The sequence below is a fragment of the Kribbella flavida DSM 17836 genome, assembly GCF_000024345.1.
Classification (GTDB): Bacteria; Actinomycetota; Actinomycetes; order Propionibacteriales; family Kribbellaceae; genus Kribbella; species Kribbella flavida.
In genome coordinates this window covers 3,373,112-3,386,765 of the sequence record NC_013729.1, presented here as the reverse complement: position 1 = coordinate 3,386,765, position 13,654 = coordinate 3,373,112, and the positions used below count along the sequence as shown (strand labels likewise).

Below are 13,654 nucleotides of genomic sequence, written 5' to 3'. Positions count from 1 at the left end.
GTCAACGACAACCGCCCGGAGCCGATCGCGTGTCGCGCTCCCGTTCCGAATTGTTACGTGCCCATGAGGAACCGCTGTACCCAGCCCTAAACGTGCGAACCAGGATTTTTGTGCTCAGCTCTTGTCGAAGTCCTCCGGGGAGACGTGGTCGAGGAACTCGCGGAAGCGTTCGACCTCCTCTTCCTCCTCCACCTCTTCGGCCTCGTCGTTCTCGCTGTCCGGCACCGGGATGCCGGCCTCGGCCAGGATCTCCTCGGTGCAGAACAGCGGCGTACCGGTTCGCAGCGCGAGTGCGATCGAGTCCGACGGGCGGGCCGAGATCTCGGTCTTGTCGTCGAACACCAGGATCGCCTCGAACACGCCGTCGGTCAGGTTCACGATCCGGACCTGGCTGAGCGTGTGCCCGAGCGTGCGGATGGTCTCCGCGAACAGGTCGTGGGTCAGCGGACGCGGTGGTTCCATCCCCTGCTGCGCGAACGCGATCGCGCTCGCCTCGGCGGCACCGATCCAGATCGGCAGGTACCGCTCCCCGCCGACCTCCCGGAGCAGCACGATCGGCTGACTCGAGGGCATCTCAACCCGGACTCCGACCACATCGACTTCGCGCACGCCCTCAGCCTACTCCGCAACACCCACCACCCCCGGCCCCACACCACCCACCGAGGCCCGCGCCACCCCCCGAACCGCACGAGGACAGCAGGACCGCACCGCCACTCACCCGGGCATCATCAGTGGCCGCCACCGACTCTTTCCGGCCGGAGCGGTCTCAGCCGTCGCCTACCTCGCCGGCCGCATCGCCGGCGACCTCAGCCGAACACTGCGAAAATTCTCACCGAGTGAGGCGCGACCGGACCAGCGCCGCATGCAACCGCACAGCAAGCGCCGCCAGCTCCTGCGTCAGATCCCCCCGCCGCGGCCCAGCAACCTGCTCGATCAACCCCACCTCCCGATCCGCCGCCGTCCGAAACGGCCGCAGATGCCGCGGCTCGACCCCGTACTGCGCGAACTCCGCCGCCGCCTTCGCCACCAGGATCGCGTCCCCGTCGTAGTGGTTGCCGCGAGCCACGACCAGCTGATGACTCTCCAGCTGGTCGAGCAGCTCCACCGAGATCCCGGCCGCCGCCCGCAGCTCCTCGCGGGTCAGCTTCAGCTCGGTGCGGTCGGCATCGAAGTCCTCCGCCACCGGCAGCCCGGCGGGCTCGGCGGCCTGCGGCGCGGTGGGCCGGCCGCCGGGCGTCGGCCGCAGCCCGCGGTCCATCGCGCCGAGGTGTTCCTTGATCACCTTCAGCGGCAGGTACTGGTCCCGCTGCGCGGTCAGCACGTACCGCAGCCGCTCCACGTCGGCGGCACTGAACTTGCGGTACCCCGACGCGGTCCGCGCCGGCGTCACCAGCCCCTCGGCCTCGAGGAAGCGGATCTTGGAGATGGTGACGTCGGCGAACTCGGCCTGCAGGACCTGCAGCACCTCACCGATGCTGCTTCCTCCGACGGCAGGCTCAGGCTTGGCCACTGGCGTAGTAGACCAGGCGGTACTTGCCGATCTGGACCTCGTCGCCGTTGTTCAGCAAGACCTCGTCGATCCGGTCCCGGTTGACGTAGGTGCCGTTCAGGCTGCCGACGTCGCGCACCTTCACCCCGGCCGGGTCGCGGCGGAACTCCGCGTGCCGGCGCGAGACCGTCACGTCGTCGAGAAAGATGTCGCTGTCGGGGTGCCGGCCGGCGGTGACCACGTCGACGTCGAGCAGGAACCGGCTGCCCGCGTTCGGCCCCCGCTGGACGATCAGCAGGGCGGACCCGGCCGGCAGCGCGCCGACGGCGGCCTCGTCCTCGGCGGACAGGCTCTCCCCCAGGTCGACCCGCTCGGTGTCGGGCTCCACGCTGATCGGCGTCAGCATCGCGGTGTCGGTGACACCGGGAGCGGGCACCGGACGGTCCGCGCCAGGGAGCATCGTTCCGCACTGCGAGCAGAACCTGCTGCCCTCGGAGTTCTCGTGCCCGCACTGGTTGCAGAACGGCATGCTGTGATCCTCCCGATCGCCGGCGGTCCGGCGACGTTGTCGTAGATCCCCGTGTTGACAGTGTGAACCGGACCTCAACTCTCGACCAGCGGTTGAGGTCCGCCCAACTTACCAGCCCTGCTGCGTCAGCTCTGGTCGAGCTGGCCCTGGTAGGTGTCGGCGTCCATCAGCGCCGCCACCTCCTCCTCGTCGTCGACCCGGATGTCCAGCAACCAGCCCTCGCCGTACGGGTCGGTGTTGACCAGGTCCGGCTGGTCGGCCAGCGCCTCGTTGACGGCGGTCACGGTGCCGTTCACCGGGGCGAACAGGTCGCTCACGCTCTTGGTCGACTCCAGCTCGCCACAGGCGTCTCCGGCGCGTACCGCGGCGCCCACCTCGGGCAGCTGCACGTACACGATGTCGCCCAGCGCGTCCTGCGCGAAGTCGGTGATGCCGACCCGCACCGGGCCGTCCTCGCCGGCCTTCACCCACTCGTGCTCGGCCGTGTACTTCAGGTCTTCGGGGTACACCTCGGGTCCTCTTTCGCTCAAAATCTCACTTGGTGGGGCTGGGCGCCGGGCGAGCGTAACGATGCTCCTCCGGGGCGTGCAAGGCGGTGATCTGGACCAGCGGCAGCTCGGTCACCTCGGCCGTGCCGCCGACCTGCGGTCCGGTCACCTCGCTGACCAGGCCACCGGGGAAGTTGGCCGCCTCGGCCAGGTTGTGCGACTCCCCGATCGCCTCGATCACGTACGGCGAAGCGACCTTCTCGCCATCGATCCGGACACCGGGCGCGTCGTCGATCAGGTCGGTGCTGGCCACCACCCGGACCGAGCCGTTGATCTGGATCGCCTCGGCGCCGGCGTCGCGCAGTTCCTCGATCGCGTCCAGCAGGTTGCCGGACGTCATCTTGCCGTTCGGGTCGTTCAGCGTGATCCGCACCCCCGGGCCCTGGGCGGGCAGCGTGCCGGCCAGGATGCCGAGGGTCCGGACCTGCTGCTCGGCCTGCTCGCGCGCCGTCTGCGCCTTGTCGGCGCTGGACGAGAGCGAGTTCTTGCGCTCCTCCAGCTCGGTGATCTCGGTCTCCAGCCGGCGGTTGTTCTGGTTCAGGCCGTCGAGAATCGCGATCAGGTCCTCGCGGCGGGCGTTCTGGTAGCCGTCGTCGGCCCGGTTGACCCGGACCTGGACGACCGCCGTACAGGCGACCAGCGCGAGCACCACCGCGACGATCGCCTGGCCGCGGGACGGCTTGAAGCCGGCGCGCAACCGGCGCAGGGCCAGGTTCGGCCCCTTCACCCGCGGCATCGGGGTCGGCTCGGCCGGGAGCGCCGACTCCGCGGCCGGTGGCGACTCGGTCCGCCGGTGGTCGGCCCGGTGCTGGGCCTCGTGGCGGTCGGTCTCCGGCTCCGGACGGTCGGCGGGCGGCGGGCCCTGCGGCCGGGCTCGCTCGTCGTCGGGGGGCAGTTGTCCGTCGCTCATGTCAGGCCCGGAAGATGTGCCGGCGGATCGCGGCCATGTTGGTGAAGATGCGGATGCCCAGCACGACGACGACGCCGGTGGACAGCTGGGAACCGACCCCGAGCTGGTCGCCGAGGTAGACGATCAGCGCCGCGATCAGCACGTTGGACACGAACGAGACGACGAACACCTTGTCGTCGAAGATCCCGTCCAGGAACGCGCGCAGGGCACCGAAGACGGCGTCGAGCGCGGCGACCACCGCGATCGGCAGGTACGGCTGGGCCCAGTCGGGCACGTCGGGCGCGACCAGCAGGCCGATCACGACGCCGATCACCAGACCGAGCACGGCGATCATCTCGGCCCACCCACCTTCGCGTACCGCAGCGCGATGGTCGTATCGGCTGGCACCAGCAAGGAATCCTCCGTCGTGCTCGTCATCCGGACATCGAAGTTGCTGACCAGGTACTGCACCCACTGGCCGCCCGAGCTCTGCGCGAACCGGGCCGGCATGGTCGCGGTGTCGCCGATCGCGAGCACCGTGTACGGCGGGGTCAGCGAGCTGTAGTCGACCGTGATCGCGCTGCCGGCGCCGCGGATCGCGGTCAGGCTGGTGAGCCGGTGGCCGTTCACCGAGATCGCCTCGGCGCCCGCGGTCCACAGCCCGTTCACCAGTTGCTGCAGGTCGACGTCGAGCAGCCGGCCTTCCTTGTCGTCGGCGTTCTTGGCGTCGTCGACGACCACCTTGAGCCCGGGCCCGGTCACCGCGACCGCGCCGGTCTGCAGCTCCAGGTCGTCGAGCTTCTGCTGCAGCGCCGTCCCGGAGTCGGAGTTGCTCAGCGCACCGGCCTGCAGGCCCCGGACCTCACCGGCCAGCGCGGACTGCCGGCCGCGCAGCTCGGTCAGCCGGCCGTCGGCCTGCTCGACCCGCTCGATCAGCTCGTTGCGTTGCTTCTCCGCGGCCGGGGCGCTGCGGTAGTTCTGCGACGCGGCGACGGCGAGCAGGAAGCCGAGGACGACGAACGCGACCACCAGCGTGATCCTGTGCCGAGCCCGCTTCGGGCCGCCCTGCAACGGACGCGTCCGCGCGGCGACGGCGTACCCCTCGTCGAGCGGGTGCGCCATCAGGTTGTTCAGCAGTGACATCGACGCGTCGACGCGTCGCTGTCCTGGTGGGGCTTGCTGAGTCACGATCTGGTTCGTCCACTGATCGGTTCGACCGTCTGGATCAGGTGCCGCAGCTGTACGAAGTACAGCGCACCTGCCCAGTAGTACAGCGCCGTGCCCCAGATCGCGAAGGCCCAGCCGAAGACGCGGGCCAGCAGGTTCAGCGTGCTGTCGCCGTCGCCCAGGAGAAGCAGCGGGAAGGCGTAGAGCAGGCAGAAGGTCGCGGACTTGCCCAGGAAGTGCACCGGCAGCGCGTTGAAGCCCCGGCGGTGCAGAGCGGGCAGAGTGAAGGTGAGCAGCAGGTCGCGCAGCGGCAGCGCGATCGCCAGCCACCACGGGATGATGTCGCGCAGGGCGAGCCCGAGCACGGTGGCGAAGATGTAGAGCCGGTCGGCCACCGGGTCGAGCATCTGGCCCAGCCGGGTCGTCTGGTTCATCCGGCGGGCGATCTGGCCGTCGGCCCAGTCGGTGAAGCCGGAGATCATCAGGACGACCAGAGCCCAGCCGTCCTCCTCCGGGCCGAGAATCAGCCACAGGAACAGCGGCACCCCGAGCAGCCGGAGCGCGCTCAGCGCGTTCGGGATTGTCAGTACCCGGTCGGACACCTCCAAGTCCGGCACGCGACCCTCCCTTTCCCCTGTAGCCCCAGTCCCGCCGGTAACTCTACTGGGGCACGCCACCAGGTTTCGCCCGGGCCACACCGGGGTAGCCCGGATTCGTCCCTGACTACTCGAACGCCTCCGAACCACACCGGCTACGCGCGTCACCGACCGGTGACCCGATCGAGACCGAAGGGAGACGCCGAGCGCACGCGCTCAGGGACGACGCCCGACGAAGCAGAGCAACTCGGTCTGCAGGTCCGCGCCGGCCGGCGGCGTCACCTTCGGCCCGAAGGCCCACGGCTGCCGCAGCACCTCGTCGAGCGGTTCGAGCCGGGCGAGCACGTGCCGGACCGCCTCCTCGTCCAGCCGCTCGTCGCCACCGGTGCTCCGGGCCAGGTCCCAGGTATGGATCAGCACATCCTCCGGCAGCGTCTCGGCCACCTGCTCGAACGGCATCGGCCCGGCCGGGGTCGGCAGTGCCACAGGCGTGCAGGCCGGGTCGTCGATCGCCTCGGTCAGTGCGGAGCCGATCTCCCGCCAGGCGGCCGGGAGGTCCGCGTCGTGCGCAGGCTCCGGTACGACACCCATCGGCGCCACCGGTACGCCGTACAGGTCCTCCGGGTCGGTCCGGCGCACGGTGGCGAGCATGCGCCGCTGCTCGTTGATCACGTGGGCGACGACCTGGCGGGCGGTCCAGTTCGGGCAAGGGGTCGGGTTGTTCCAGCGATCAGCGGGCACGGCCTCGATGCGGGCCAGGAATCCCTGCGCGACCCGGTCGAACCGGTCGGCGGCGGCGGACATGTCGTCTCCTCTTCTCACCAGGTCGCCAGCACGGCAGCCAGGGCCTTCGGTACGCCGGTGCGCCAGCCGCCGTTCATGATCGTGTGGGCCTGGCGCTGCAGCGGGTCGTCGGGGTCGAAGCCCTCGTGCAGCAGGATCAGCCGCGTCCCGTGCCCTTCCGGGTGCAACGTCCAGGTGAGCGTCCAGTCGGCGGTGTTGCCCTCACCGGCGTCACGCCAGGCGAGACGGAGCAGCTTCTCGGGCTCGAACGCGAGCACCTCGGCCTCGACCAGGCCGGAGAAGCCGGTGGCGGCGACCGGGCGCGAGCGCATCGTGTAGCGGTGTCCGATCTCCAGCCGGAAGTCGCCCGGCATCAGCCACTGCGCGATCAGCTCCGGCTCGGTCAGCGCCCGCCACACCTTGCTCGGCGGGTGCGGGTAGAACTGGTCGACCTCGATCGTGGTCAGGTCCTGACTCATGCGTCCTCCATCCGGTCGAGCACGTCGCCCAGCGCGGCCATCCGCTCGCGCCAGAACCGTTCGTACGGCGTGAGCCACTCCTGCACGTCGGCCAGCGGCACGGGCTCCAGCCGGTAGAGCCGCTGCCGGCCTTCCTTGCGCTCGCTGACCAATCCGGCCTCGCGCAGCACCCGCAGGTGCTCGGAGAAACTCGGCCTGGCCATCGCGAACTGGTCGGCGAGCTGCCGCACCGGCTGCGGCCCGCCGTCACGCAGCAGCCGCAGCACCTCCCGGCGTACCGGGCTGGACAGGGCCGCGAAGACGCGGTCCTCGATGCTCTCGGCAACAACCGGGGGTCGTGGTGGCATGACCCCACTATAGGTAGGTTTCTTCCTACCAATCAAGCCAGGTCCTAGGGTGGAACCAGCCGAAGGGAGACCGCGATGAAGTTCCTGATCCTGATCTACGGCAATCCGGCCGGTCGCGAGCTGTGGAACGGGCTGTCGGAGGAGCAGAAGCGGGAGTCCATGACCGGGTACACCGAGCTGGCCGACGCGCTGACCGCGAGCGGCGAGCTCCTCGTGACGCACTCGCTGGACGATCCGGCACTGACCAAGCAGGTGCTGGTGCGCGACGGCAAGCCGGTCACCACCGACGGGCCGTTCGCGGAGATCAAGGAGCAGTTAGCCGGGTTCTACCTGGTCGAGTGCGAGAGCATCGAGCGGGCGGTGGAGATCGTGCCGCGGATCCCGGAGGCCGCGTTCAGCATCGTCGAGGTCCGCCCGATCCGCGACCTCGACCACCTCGGGTGACCGGTACGCCGAACGCGCCCGGCGGGACGTCGTCGCCGGACTCGACTGCGGACGCGGACGCGGACGCGGACGCGGGCGCGGACGCGAGGGTGCGCGAGCAGATCGAGGGTCTGCTGCGGGAGCTCGCGCCGCTGATCGTCGGTCCGCTGGTACGCCGGTACGGTGGGTTCGACCTGTGCGAGGACGCCGCCCAGGAGGCGCTGCTCGCGGCCGCCACCCAATGGCCCGTCGACGGCATTCCCGACCAGCCCCGCAACTGGCTGATCACGGTCGCCTCCCGCCGGCGGATCGAGATGCTGCGCAGCGAAGCGGCCCGGCGCCGCCGCGAGGAGCTCGTCGCCGCCGAGCAGGTCCGCGCCGCCGAGGAGCCGGCCGCGGACGACCAGGCGTCCGGCGGCGATCCGGCGTACGAGGGTGTCCTCGGGCCCGAAGCCGACGACACTCTGACCCTGCTGCTGCTCTGCTGCCATCCGGCGCTCACTGCCCCGTCGCAGATCGCGCTCACGCTGCGCGCTGTCGGCGGGCTGAGCACCGCCGAGATCGCCCGGGCGTTCCTGGTGCCCGAGTCGACGATCGGCCAGCGGATCAGCCGGGCCAAGGCGTCGATCAAGGCCGACGGTACGGCGTTCCGGATGCCACCGCCGGAGGATCTCGGTGCACGGCTGGCGGCTGTCCTGCACGTGCTGTACCTGATCTTCAACGAGGGCTACACCGCCAGCTCCGGGGACACCCTGCACCGCGTCGAACTGAGCACCGAGGCGATCCGGCTGACCCGCCAGCTGCACCAGCTGCTGCCCGACGAGGGCGAGGTGAGCGGCCTGCTCGCGCTGATGCTGCTGACCGACGCCCGCCGCCCGGCCCGGACGTCGCCCTCCGGGGCCCTGATCCCGCTGCCCGAGCAGGACCGTCGGCTCTGGCACCGCGCCTTCATTGCCGAGGGCACCGAACTGGTGACCGCGACGTTGCGCTCGGCCCCACCCGGCCCGTACCAGCTGCAGGCGGCGATCGCCGCCGTGCACGCCGAGGCCGAGACCGCCGAGGCGACCGACTGGCGGCAGATCCTCGTGCTCTACGAACTGCTGGACACGCTGGCTCCCGGCCCGATGGTCACCCTGAACCGGATCGTCGCCGTCGCGATGGTGCACGGCCCCCGCACCGGCCTGGACCGCCTCGCCCAGGCCACCGAGGACCCGGCCCTTGCGAAGCACTACCGCACCACCGCCGTTCGCGCCCACCTGCTGGAACTGGCCGGCGACACCGACGCGGCCCGTACGGCGTACCAGGAGGCGGCCCGGCAGACCTTGTCCTTCCCCGAACGCCACTACCTGGCCTCCCGCGCGGCCGCCCTCCAGCCCCCGGCTCGACCTGGCCCCGCGTCCTAGACCGTGAGCACGACCTTCGCGCGCGCGTGCTCGACCTCGAGGTAGCGAATCGCCTCGGCGGTCTCAGCCAACGGGTAGCCGCGATCGATGACCGGGGCAACTTTCCCGGACTCGGCCAGGGTCGCCAGCTCGGCCAGGTTGGCGCTGCTCGGAACGGCGGTCAGCACGGCCACCCGATGCCGGCGAACAACCTTGGACAGCAACATCCCCCGGATGACCAGCCCGACCGGCCCGATCAGGCTGCCGCCCCGCGAGACACCGCCACCCGACAGCACCAGCGTGCCGCCGGGCACCAGGACGCGCCGCAGGGCCGTCAGCGAATGGTTGCCGACGAGGTCGAGCACCACGTCGTACTGCGGGCCGGCCTGGGTGAAGTCGGTCGAGGTGTAGTCGACGACCTGGTCGGCGCCGAGGGAGCGGACCAGTTCCACGTTCTTCGTGCTGCACACGCCGGTCACCACGGCGCCGTACGCCTTGCCGAGCTGGACGGCGAACGTGCCGACGCCGCCGGACGCGCCGTTGATCAGCAGCCGCGTTCCGGCCGTCACGTCCGCGGCGTCCCGCAGTCCCATCAGCGCGGTGTTGCCCGCGAGCGGCAGCGCGGCCGCCTGCTCGAAGCTGAGGTTCGTGGGTTTGCGGGCGAGCACGGTCTGCGGCGCACACACGTACTCGGCGAACGCACCTCCGGCCTCGCCGAAAACCTCGTCACCCGGCTCCCATCCCCGGACGCCGGGGCCGACGGCCTCCACCACCCCCGCGAAGTCCGTGCCGCCGACCAGGGCTTTCGGTCCCCGCCGTCCGAAGGTGCCCGGATCCATCACGCGGGCGATGTACGGGTCGCCGCGCATGACGTGCCAGTCGCGCGCGTTCACCGCGGCCGCGCGGACCGCGACCAGCACCTCGCCGTCCGCCGGCACCGGCTTGCCGATCTCCCGCACCGCCAGCATCTCCGCCGACCCGTACCGCTCCTGCACAACGGCCTTCATCACTTCTCCCCCACCCGGTCGTCCCGGCCTCCAGGCCGTACGCCGAACCTACCGACGCGTTCCTTGCCTCACATCGGGGACGATCCCGGACTCCACCCCTGGTCCGCGCAGCCGTGCCGGCCGGCGCCGATCACGGCCAACTGGTCGCCCGCGCCGCGAACTCGTCGGGGTCGGAGTGCAACGGGATCACACAGACCAGCTGGCCTCCAGGCACCCGCAACGTCCGGCACCCCTGCCAGCTCGACTCCTCGACCGCCCCCAGCCCGACCAGCCGCTCGACCTCCGCGTCGACGTCGTCCGTCTCGATGTCGAGGTGGTACCGCGCCTCGCCCTCCTCCAACGCCTGCACCGCCGTCACCAGCCCCGGCAACGCGCCGTGCAACGTCACGTACTGCGGCTCCCCCGGCGGGCTGTCGGCCCGCACCCCCAAGGCCCCCGCCCAGAACTGCGCGGACCGCGACGCTTGCTCCCGCGGCACGTCGATCAACACTGTCGAAACCCGGCTCCGATGCATAGCACCGGATCGTACTGATCACCGTGGGCGTGCCTGAACCCTGCCGGAGCCCGATGCTTCGCCGTAAAGATTCCGTAAGTGGGGTTTGGTTGAGTTCTCGCATCGGGACAGGGCCGCCAGGGTCCTGCGGGAGGAGCAAGGAGAAGGTCATGGAGCTCAGCGTCAACACGTTCGTCAGCCTCGACGGGGTCATGCAGGCGCCGGGGGCGGTGCAGGAGGACCAGAGCAACGGGTTCGAGCGGGGTGGGTGGCTGGTGCCGCACAGCACCGAGGGGCAGCTCGACCCGGTGGACGGGTGGTTCCGGCAGGCGGACGCGTTCCTGCTCGGGCGGACGACCTTCGAGATGATGCGGACCTACTGGTCGCAGGTGACCGAGCCGGACAACCTGGTGGCGACCGCGCTGAACGAGTGGCCGAAGTACGTCGTCAGCACCACGCTGTCCGACGAGGACGCGGCCTGGGGCAACACGACGGTACTGCGCGGCGACATCGTCGAGCAGGTCCGCAAGCTGAAGGAGCAGGACGGCAAGGAACTGCAGGTTCACGGCAGTTGGCAGCTCGCCCGGACCCTGCACGACGCCGGCCTGGTCGACACCTACCGGCTGCTGCAGTTCCCGGTCGTGGTGGGCGACGGCAAGCGGCTGTTCGCCGCCGGCGTCCCGTCGACGTACCGCATCACCGAGGCCGAGGTACTGCGTGGCGGCGCCGGCGTGGTGTCACTGACGTTGCGCCAGGACCAGTTCGGCACCGTCGGCAACGCCGGCGAGTTCGCGGTCACCGAGGACGGCAGGGAAACCATCGTCTGAACCGCCGGCAGACCCGAGCAGACCGGGAAGGGCACCCGGCTCGGGTCAGTGCTCCGGCGGATCGCGAAGGACCTGGTAGCGCAGCCAGAGCATGCCGTCGGTCTCGGCGTGGGCGGCGAGCAGGCGCAGGCGTCTGGGCGCCTCGTCGTCGCCGAGCTGCGGCCCGTCGAAGGCGGTGGGTGTGCCGAGCCCGCCGACCACCGACGGGCTGACGAGAAGGTGGAGCTCGTCGACCAGGTCCGCCCGCAGCAGCGCCCCGTTGAGACCACCGCCCGCTGTCGAGACCACGCAGGTCACCCCGAGCTGCTCGCGCATCCGCCGCAACGCCGCGCCGAGATCGACCTGGTGCTCACCGGCCACGAGGTACGCGATCCGCTCACGCCGCAGATAGGCGAGGTGATCCGTGGACGTGGCCCGCGCGACCAGCACCAGGACGTCGTACTCGCCCTGGCTCTTCATCTCCCACCGGATGCGCCCCCGTCCGTCCACCACCACGAACCACTTCTCCCGCCCGGCCCGCCCCACCACTTCCTCGGGCCAGAAGTCGGAGTAGAGCTCCTCACCGGATGGCTCGGACGGCCTAGGCGAATGCTCCAGCGGTCCAGCCGTGTCGGGCACGAAGGACCCGCTGCCCTCGAGAACCGCCTGCGGCTGGTACAGCTCCGCCAGCTGCGCAGCCCGGGCCTTGTCCAGCTGTGCAGCACTCGGCGGCGACAACGCGTTCCACACCCGACCGGCCGCCTCGTCCATCAACGGCTCCCCCGCCCGCAGCGCCACCCGCCCGTCCACCGAGGTGTTCACCGACACCACCACTCGCGGCCGATCCCCATCAGCAGCCACCCGCATCTCCTCCCTACCGATCGCCAGAAGACCTGCCTATCAGCCGGCACCGACAACCTGGCTCGGCGGTGCGAGGCTTCGCAGACGATGCTGCCGGCGCACGCGGACACCGCCGCCCACCGCAAGACCGTCGAACTCGCGCTGCTCGCCGATCCCACGGGCTGAGCCGCCCGTCGTACCGGATCCCCACGACCGACGAGCGGGTGGTATTTCGCATGACTCGATCGGATGGACTTGTTACGGTGCCGGATGCCTTCTCAGCGTGCGCTTCTGCCGCGGTCGACGCCGGCCGCGCAAGGAGTGTCGTCCCGCGCGGTGGGCGCGGTGCTGGACCGGCTCGAAGCGTTGGCCGTGGAGTGCCACTCGATCATGGTCGTCCGGCACGGTCATGTTGTCGCCGAAGGCTGGTGGGCGCCGTACTCGGCGGAGCGCCCGCAGCTTCTCTACTCGCTGACCAAGTCGTTCACCTCGATCGCCGTGGGACTCGCGATCTCCGACGGGCTGCTGTCGCTGACCGATCGGGTGGTGGACGTGCTGCCCGACCACGTTCCGGCCGACGTCTGCGAGCAGGGTCGCCGCATCACCGTTCACCATCTGCTGTCGATGACTGCCGGGCACAGTACGGACACCCTCGCCGAAGCCTGGGAACGGGAACCGGACGACCTGGTGAAGGGCTTCCTGCGCGTGCCGTTCACCGAGCCCGAGGGAACCCGGCACACCTACGACAACGCGACCACGTTCATCCTGGCCCGGATGGTGGAACGGGTCACCGGCCGCGGCCTGCCGGAACTGCTCGACGAGCGCCTTTTCGAGCCGATGGGCATCCAGGGCGCCGAGTGGGATCGGGTGGCGAGCGGTGCCGCGTTCGGATTCCACGGGCTGCATCTCACGACCGAGGCCGTCGCTGCCTTCGGTGAACTTCTGTTGCGTGGAGGCGTGTGGGGTGACCGGCAACTCGCCCCGCGGGACTGGTTGAAGCTCGCGACCAGCCGGCACAGCGAGACCCTGCCTCTTCCGGGCTGGTCGCAGAACCCCGACTTCCTCTGCGGGTACGGCTACCAGTTCTGGATCTCGCGTCACGGCTACCACGGTCACGGCGCCTTCGGCCAGTACTGCGTCGTCGTACCGTCGCACGATCTGGTGATCGTCGTGACCGGCGCCGTCGACCCGACAGACGCGCTGCCGGGCGTCTTCTGGGACTGTCTGCTGCCCGGTCTGGACCAGGCGGGAATCGCCCGGGACGACGAGATCCTCGCCGGGCGGCTGCGGCGACTGTCGCTCGGGCCGGTGCCGGGTACGGCGGGGCCGGAGCGTTCGGTCGAGGGGAGGCTCGACGGCTCATCGGAGGATTCGGCCCTGCCGGACGGAACCACAGTGGTCGTCGATCCGGTGGCGGGTGGATGGCTGCTGCGCTGGGGGGCGATGCCCGCCGTCGAGGTCGGCCATGGCGAGTGGCGGGAGAGTTCGCCGCTCGGCCGCCCTGTCGTCGCGACCGGTGCCTGGCAGGACGGCACGTTCGTCGCCGAGCTGTACGTCATCACCACCCCGCACCGGGTTCGGCTGGTGGTCGACGCCGACGCGGGGACAGCGCTGGCGACGTGGAACGCCGTGCCCCTGACCAGCCCGAATCTGGAGTTGCACCTGCGGGCGCCATTGATGACCCGGCCCGACGTCGCGTAGCCGGGTCGGCCGGACGGACGCGTCAGCGCTAGGCCAGGGCCGCGAAGGCAGATCCGCGCGCACGGGCACTCCCGGGTCGGGCCCTGCTGACACTGACGCCAACGGGTCGAGCACCGCCTCTCAGCTGCGGGTTGTCGATCAGCGGAGTCTCCGCGGGTGGTGCGGGGCGGATCAT

General features: G+C 70.6%; 18 protein-coding genes. 4 read left to right on the top strand and 14 right to left on the bottom strand.

The annotated features are described in order from the left end of the window. Positions 1 to 114: 114 nt before the first annotated feature. From KFLA_RS15730 to KFLA_RS15680, 11 genes are all read right to left on the bottom strand, one after another. Positions 115 to 609, bottom strand: coding sequence for a bifunctional nuclease family protein (locus tag KFLA_RS15730; RefSeq protein ID WP_012920794.1), 495 nt, complete (start codon positions 607 to 609; stop codon positions 115 to 117). Between the two features lie 220 nt (positions 610 to 829). Continuing rightward, positions 830 to 1,510, bottom strand: coding sequence for a transcriptional regulator FtsR (gene ftsR / locus KFLA_RS15725; protein ID WP_012920793.1), 681 nt, complete (start codon positions 1,508 to 1,510; stop codon positions 830 to 832). After that, positions 1,497 to 2,018: an FHA domain-containing protein gene (locus tag KFLA_RS15720; protein ID WP_041289345.1), complete on the bottom strand. Its 522-nt coding sequence runs from the start codon at positions 2,016 to 2,018 to the stop codon at positions 1,497 to 1,499. Before KFLA_RS15720 ends, ftsR begins: the two co-directional genes overlap by 14 nt. A 125-nt stretch (positions 2,019 to 2,143) precedes the next feature. Further along, a complete protein-coding gene (gene gcvH, locus KFLA_RS15715; protein WP_012920791.1) occupies positions 2,144 to 2,527 on the bottom strand; it encodes a glycine cleavage system protein GcvH in 384 nt (127 codons plus the stop codon). 25 nt (positions 2,528 to 2,552) lie between these two features. Beyond that, on the bottom strand, positions 2,553 to 3,476 hold the full coding sequence (locus KFLA_RS15710) for a DUF881 domain-containing protein (protein WP_012920790.1): 924 nt from the start codon (positions 3,474 to 3,476) through the stop codon (positions 2,553 to 2,555). A gap of 1 nt (position 3,477) precedes the next feature. After that, complete coding sequence (locus KFLA_RS15705) at positions 3,478 to 3,810, bottom strand: small basic family protein (RefSeq protein WP_012920789.1); 333 nt, start codon at positions 3,808 to 3,810, stop codon at positions 3,478 to 3,480. Beyond that, positions 3,807 to 4,643, bottom strand: coding sequence for a DUF881 domain-containing protein (locus KFLA_RS15700; RefSeq protein ID WP_012920788.1), 837 nt, complete (start codon positions 4,641 to 4,643; stop codon positions 3,807 to 3,809). The genes KFLA_RS15705 and KFLA_RS15700 overlap by 4 nt, the downstream gene beginning before the upstream one ends. Further along, entirely contained in the window at positions 4,640 to 5,239 is a 600-nt protein-coding gene (gene clsA, locus KFLA_RS15695) for a cardiolipin synthase ClsA (RefSeq protein WP_012920787.1), read from the bottom strand. The genes KFLA_RS15700 and clsA overlap by 4 nt, the downstream gene beginning before the upstream one ends. Before the next feature lie 195 nt (positions 5,240 to 5,434). Next, positions 5,435 to 6,022 carry a TIGR03086 family metal-binding protein gene (locus KFLA_RS15690; RefSeq protein WP_012920786.1) on the bottom strand — a complete coding sequence of 196 codons (588 nt, stop codon included), beginning with the start codon at positions 6,020 to 6,022 and terminating at the stop codon, positions 5,435 to 5,437. Between the two features lie 14 nt (positions 6,023 to 6,036). After that, on the bottom strand, positions 6,037 to 6,480 hold the full coding sequence (locus tag KFLA_RS15685; protein ID WP_012920785.1) for an SRPBCC family protein: 444 nt from the start codon (positions 6,478 to 6,480) through the stop codon (positions 6,037 to 6,039). After that, on the bottom strand, positions 6,477 to 6,827 hold the full coding sequence (locus tag KFLA_RS15680; RefSeq protein WP_012920784.1) for an ArsR/SmtB family transcription factor: 351 nt from the start codon (positions 6,825 to 6,827) through the stop codon (positions 6,477 to 6,479). Before KFLA_RS15680 ends, KFLA_RS15685 begins: the two co-directional genes overlap by 4 nt. Before the next feature lie 75 nt (positions 6,828 to 6,902). Between KFLA_RS15680 and KFLA_RS15675 the strand changes: the two genes are divergently transcribed. Both KFLA_RS15675 and KFLA_RS15670 read left to right on the top strand, forming a co-directional pair. Beyond that, a complete protein-coding gene (locus KFLA_RS15675; protein ID WP_012920783.1) occupies positions 6,903 to 7,271 on the top strand; it encodes a YciI family protein in 369 nt (122 codons plus the stop codon). A gap of 89 nt (positions 7,272 to 7,360) precedes the next feature. Beyond that, a complete protein-coding gene (locus KFLA_RS15670; protein ID WP_041290147.1) occupies positions 7,361 to 8,653 on the top strand; it encodes an RNA polymerase sigma factor in 1,293 nt (430 codons plus the stop codon). On the opposite strand, the gene KFLA_RS15665 is transcribed toward KFLA_RS15670, so the two are convergent. Next, positions 8,650 to 9,639, bottom strand: a complete 990-nt coding sequence (locus KFLA_RS15665; protein WP_012920781.1) for an NAD(P)-dependent alcohol dehydrogenase — start codon at positions 9,637 to 9,639, stop codon at positions 8,650 to 8,652. The genes KFLA_RS15670 and KFLA_RS15665 overlap by 4 nt on opposite strands. 130 nt (positions 9,640 to 9,769) lie before the next feature. Further along, positions 9,770 to 10,129, bottom strand: a complete 360-nt coding sequence (locus KFLA_RS15660; protein WP_237706818.1) for a VOC family protein — start codon at positions 10,127 to 10,129, stop codon at positions 9,770 to 9,772. A 173-nt stretch (positions 10,130 to 10,302) separates the two neighbouring features. On the opposite strand from KFLA_RS15660, the gene KFLA_RS15655 reads away from it, so the two are divergent. Beyond that, entirely contained in the window at positions 10,303 to 10,959 is a 657-nt protein-coding gene (locus tag KFLA_RS15655; protein ID WP_012920779.1) for a dihydrofolate reductase family protein, read from the top strand. A 45-nt stretch (positions 10,960 to 11,004) separates the two neighbouring features. Here the strand turns inward: KFLA_RS15655 and KFLA_RS15650 are convergent, their stop codons facing one another. Further along, complete coding sequence (locus KFLA_RS15650; RefSeq protein WP_148256650.1) at positions 11,005 to 11,805, bottom strand: RibD family protein; 801 nt, start codon at positions 11,803 to 11,805, stop codon at positions 11,005 to 11,007. Positions 11,806 to 12,048: 243 nt separating this feature from the next. Between KFLA_RS15650 and KFLA_RS15645 the strand changes: the two genes are divergently transcribed. Then, positions 12,049 to 13,479 carry a serine hydrolase domain-containing protein gene (locus KFLA_RS15645; protein ID WP_202797129.1) on the top strand — a complete coding sequence of 477 codons (1,431 nt, stop codon included), beginning with the start codon at positions 12,049 to 12,051 and terminating at the stop codon, positions 13,477 to 13,479. Positions 13,480 to 13,654: the final 175 nt, after the last annotated feature.